This is a genomic window from Sphingomonas sp. (assembly GCF_039595165.1).
Lineage (GTDB): Bacteria > Pseudomonadota > Alphaproteobacteria > Sphingomonadales > Sphingomonadaceae > Sphingomonas.
In genome coordinates this window covers 1-3,998 of sequence record NZ_JBCNMA010000193.1, presented here as the reverse complement: position 1 = coordinate 3,998, position 3,998 = coordinate 1, and the positions used below count along the sequence as shown (strand labels likewise).

Sequence of the window (3,998 nt, the reverse complement as noted above, 5' to 3'; positions counted from 1 at the left end):
GATTCGATCGACTTGGCGTGATCGGACAGCATCTCGCTCATCGCCACCGCCTCGCCCGCCTGCGCCGAGGCGCGCGTCGCGATCCCGGCCGCGGCTTCCACCTCGGAGCGCGCATCCTCGATCGCGCGAATCAGGCCCGCCGCAGTATGCGCCGCCTCGCGCATCGCCACCGCGGATTGCTCTGCCGCCGCCGCAACTTCCGACGCCTTGCCCAGCATCCCGCGCGCCGCCGCCGAGGTATGGATCGCCTGCGCCCGCAGCGCCTCGCCGTCGCTCGACGCGCGCTCGACGGTCGTGCCGATCGAGTCGCGGAACTGGCCGGCGAGCCGGTCGCGCGCCGCCTGGGCGCTATGCTCACGATAGAGATTGTACAACTCGACCGTGATATCGCTCTCCAGCGCGGAGAGACGCATCAGCGTATCGATCAGCACGGGAAGCCGCGTGTCCGCCGTATCGACGCGGCGCACCAGCACTTCGAGCGCGGCGCGGTCGCTGGCGTTGATCATCGACAGCAGCGCCATCGGCTCGACGTCCGCGGCATAGGCGGCGGAGACCGAGCGCTCGATCGATTCGATCCAGGCGCGCCCACGCGTGTCGAGGAAACGGTTGCGCAGGAACACCACGCCGACATCGATCATCTTCTGCGTGTCGTCGGGCGCCCAGTCACGCTCGTCGGCGAAGCAGCGCAGCCATTGCTGCCAGTAAGCCTCGGAAACCGCACGGATCTCGGGCTCGAGCAGCGTCCACACGTCGCGGCTCAGCCGGTCGAGCGAGCCGTCGAAATCGAAGATGCGCAGCCGCGCGCCGATATCGATCGTCGCGCTCATCGCCCCTGCCGGGGGCATGTCCTTGGGCGTCGGCGCTCGCGTCACGAATTCATTCCCCCTGTCCAGCTGAAGACAAACACGACCAGCCTCGTTGCCAAGGGTAAAAGGCCATTGGTTAAAGCTGGGTTATGCACCACCCCGCCTTGCGGCTTGCATCGCCCGCCGCTCTGTCTCATTAGGCCGCAAACCTTCAGGGGAACCCACGCCTTGGCATCGGCCCGCAACGAAACCCGCCCGCTCTCGCCCCATCTCCAGGTGTGGAAATGGGGGCCGCACATGCTGGTCTCGATCCTTCACCGCGTCACCGGCACCGGCATGGCGACGGTCGGCGTCATCGTCTTCCTGTGGTGGCTGGGCGCACTGGCTGCGGGCAAGGAAAGCTATGACTGGTTCATGGACCAGTTGACGGTCTCCTCGGGCGCGCCCAACATCGCCGGCTACATCCTCGGCATCGGCCTGACGCTCAGCTTCTTCCAGCACATGATGAGCGGCATCCGCCACTTCGTGATGGACGCGGGCGCGGCGTTCGAGCTCAAGGCCAACAAGAGCTTCGCGATCCTGACGATGGTGGTCTCGGTGCTGCTGACCGCGGCGCTGTGGGGCTATCTCAGCTACGGCCACCTGACCGCGAAACCGGTCGCGAACGCGCCGATCGCCGTGGAGACGAAATAATGGGCAACGGAACCTCGATCGGCCGCGTCCGCGGCCTCGGCTCGGCGCACGAGGGCACGCATCACTGGGTAACGCAGCGGCTGACCGCGGGATCGAACCTGCTGCTCATGCTGTGGCTGATCGTCAGCCTCGTGCTGCTGCCCGACCTCGGTTACGGCACGGTCCAGGCCTGGCTCTCCTCGCCGCTCGCCGCGGTGCCGATGATCCTGCTCGTGATCACCGTCTTCTATCACTTTCGCCTGGGCCTGCAGGTGGTGATCGAGGATTATCAGCACGACGAAACCCGCATCGTGCTGATGACCTTGCTCAACTTCTTCGCCATCGCCGCGGGCGTCTTCGCGATCTTCTCGATCCTCAAGATCGCCTTCACCGCCGCTACCGGAGCCGCCGTCTGATGTCTGCCGCGTACAAGATCATCGACCATACCTATGACGCGGTGGTCGTGGGCGCGGGCGGATCGGGCCTGCGCGCGACGATGGGCTGTGCCGAGGCCGGCCTCAAGACCGCCTGCATCACCAAGGTGTTCCCGACCCGCAGCCACACCGTCGCCGCGCAGGGCGGTATCGCGGCGTCGCTCGGCAACAACTCGCCGGACCATTGGACCTGGCACATGTTCGACACCGTCAAGGGATCGGACTGGCTCGGCGACCAGGACGCGATCGAATATATGGTGCGCGAGGCGCCCGCCGCGGTGATCGAGCTCGAGCATGCCGGCGTGCCGTTCAGCCGCAACGACAACGGCACGATCTACCAGCGCCCGTTCGGCGGCCACATGCAGAACATGGGCGAGGGCCCGCCGGTGCAGCGCACCTGCGCCGCCGCCGACCGCACCGGCCACGCCATGCTCCACGCGCTCTACCAGCAGAGCCTGAAGTACGACGCCGACTTCTTCGTCGAATATTTCGCGCTCGACCTGATCATGGAGAACGGGGCGTGCCGCGGCGTCATCGCCATGTGCATGGAGGACGGCTCGATCCACCGCTTCCGCAGCCATGCCGTGGTGCTGGCGACCGGCGGCGGCGGGCGCGTCTATCAGTCGGCGACCTCGGCGCACACCTGCACCGGCGACGGCAACGGCATGGCGCTGCGCGCCGGCCTCGCGCTGCAGGACATGGAGTTCGTCCAGTTCCACCCGACCGGCATCTATGGCGCCGGCGTGCTGATCACCGAGGGTGCGCGCGGCGAGGGCGGCTACCTCACCAACTCCGAGGGCGAGCGCTTCATGGAGCGCTACGCCCCCTCGGCCAAGGACCTCGCCAGCCGTGACGTGGTCGCGCGATCGATGGCGATGGAGATCCGCGAGGGCCGCGGCGTCGGCAAGGAGAAGGACCATATCTTCCTTCACCTCGACCATATCGATCCCAAGGTGCTGCACGAGCGGCTGCCCGGCATCACCGAGACCGGCAAGATCTTCGCCGGCGTCGATCTGACCAAGAAGCCGCTGCCGGTGGTCCCGACCGTCCACTACAATATGGGCGGCATCCCGACCAACTATCATGGCGAAGTCGTGCAACTGCGCGACAGCAACCCCGACGCGGTCGTCCCCGGCCTGTTCGCGGTCGGCGAGGCGGCGTGCGTCTCGGTCCACGGCGCCAACCGCCTCGGCTCCAACTCGCTGATCGACCTGGTCGTGTTCGGCCGCGCCACCGGCCTGCGCCTCAAGGAGACACTCAAGCCCGGCACGCCGCACAACCCGCTGCCGGCGGGTTCGGAGGAGTTCGCGCTCACCCGTCTCGACCATTTCCGCAACGCCAAGGGCGGCTCGCCCACCGCGCAGGTTCGCGCCGACATGCAGAAGACGATGCAGCGCCACTGCGCCGTGTTCCGCGACAGCGCGCTGCTCGCCGAGGGCGTCCAGCATATGGACCAGGTCTACAAGCGGATGGCGGACATCGACGTCACCGACCGCTCGCTGATCTGGAACACCGACCTCATCGAGACGCTCGAGCTCGATAATCTGATCGGCCAGGCGCTGGTGACGATCAAGGGCGCCGAGAACCGCAAGGAAAGCCGCGGCGCACACATGCATGAGGACTTCCCGGAGCGCGACGACGCCAACTGGATGAAGCACACCGTGGCCACCTTCGAGGGCTGGGGCGGCAAGGGCGGCGCGACCACGATCGACTACCGCCCGGTCCACGACTACACGCTCACCGACGAGGTCGAGTATATCAAGCCGAAGAAGCGGGTGTACTGAGAGCTAACTGCCGGTCGAATCTGGCGGCCGGCAACGTCCGTCAGCTTTCGGGTCGATATCGAGTGGCCGGGCTTTGCAAGGTCATGCGCACGCACGCGACGTCCATGCGCTCTTGGATGACGCGCACGATCGGAACGACATCATCCAGCATCCGATAGTAGATATTGTGCGATCCGCTGGGCCATTTGCGCAAGCCGGATGGCACACTGGTTTGATCGCTACCTGCGAGCGGCATCGCGGCGATCTGAGCGAGCGTATTCGCAATCGCATCGAGATACCGCTTTGCCTGCGCCTTTCCCCAG

General features: G+C 66.5%; 4 protein-coding genes and 1 pseudogene. 3 read left to right on the top strand and 2 right to left on the bottom strand.

The genetic code is table 11. The features are described 5' to 3' along the window. Positions 1-872, bottom strand: a pseudogene (locus tag ABDV68_RS18555) (chemotaxis protein); the annotation flags it as partial. A gap of 162 nt (positions 873-1,034) precedes the next feature. Between ABDV68_RS18555 and sdhC the strand changes: the two are divergent. From sdhC to sdhA, 3 genes are read left to right on the top strand one after another with little or no spacing between them, the layout of a single operon-like run. After that, positions 1,035-1,499 (top strand): succinate dehydrogenase, cytochrome b556 subunit, encoded by a 465-nt coding sequence (sdhC, locus tag ABDV68_RS18550; protein ID WP_343521573.1) that lies wholly within the window; start codon positions 1,035-1,037, stop codon positions 1,497-1,499. Further along, entirely contained in the window at positions 1,499-1,894 is a 396-nt protein-coding gene (sdhD, locus tag ABDV68_RS18545) for a succinate dehydrogenase, hydrophobic membrane anchor protein (protein WP_343521572.1), read from the top strand. Before sdhC ends, sdhD begins: the two co-directional genes overlap by 1 nt. Then, positions 1,894-3,696 (top strand): succinate dehydrogenase flavoprotein subunit, encoded by a 1,803-nt coding sequence (gene sdhA / locus ABDV68_RS18540; RefSeq protein ID WP_343521571.1) that lies wholly within the window; start codon positions 1,894-1,896, stop codon positions 3,694-3,696. The genes sdhD and sdhA overlap by 1 nt, the downstream gene beginning before the upstream one ends. A gap of 40 nt (positions 3,697-3,736) precedes the next feature. On the opposite strand, the gene ABDV68_RS18535 is transcribed toward sdhA, so the two are convergent. Next, a partial coding sequence (locus tag ABDV68_RS18535) for a type II toxin-antitoxin system RelE/ParE family toxin (protein WP_343521570.1) occupies positions 3,737-3,998 on the bottom strand: 262 nt, incomplete at its 5' end.

What these genes read in the sequence shown, in the direction of transcription:
- sdhA (WP_343521571.1), top strand. Translation starts at nt 1,894, where the DNA reads ATGTCTGCCGCGTACAAGATCATCGACCATACCTATGACGCGGTGGTC.
- sdhD (WP_343521572.1), top strand. Translation starts at nt 1,499, where the DNA reads ATGGGCAACGGAACCTCGATCGGCCGCGTCCGCGGCCTCGGCTCGGCG.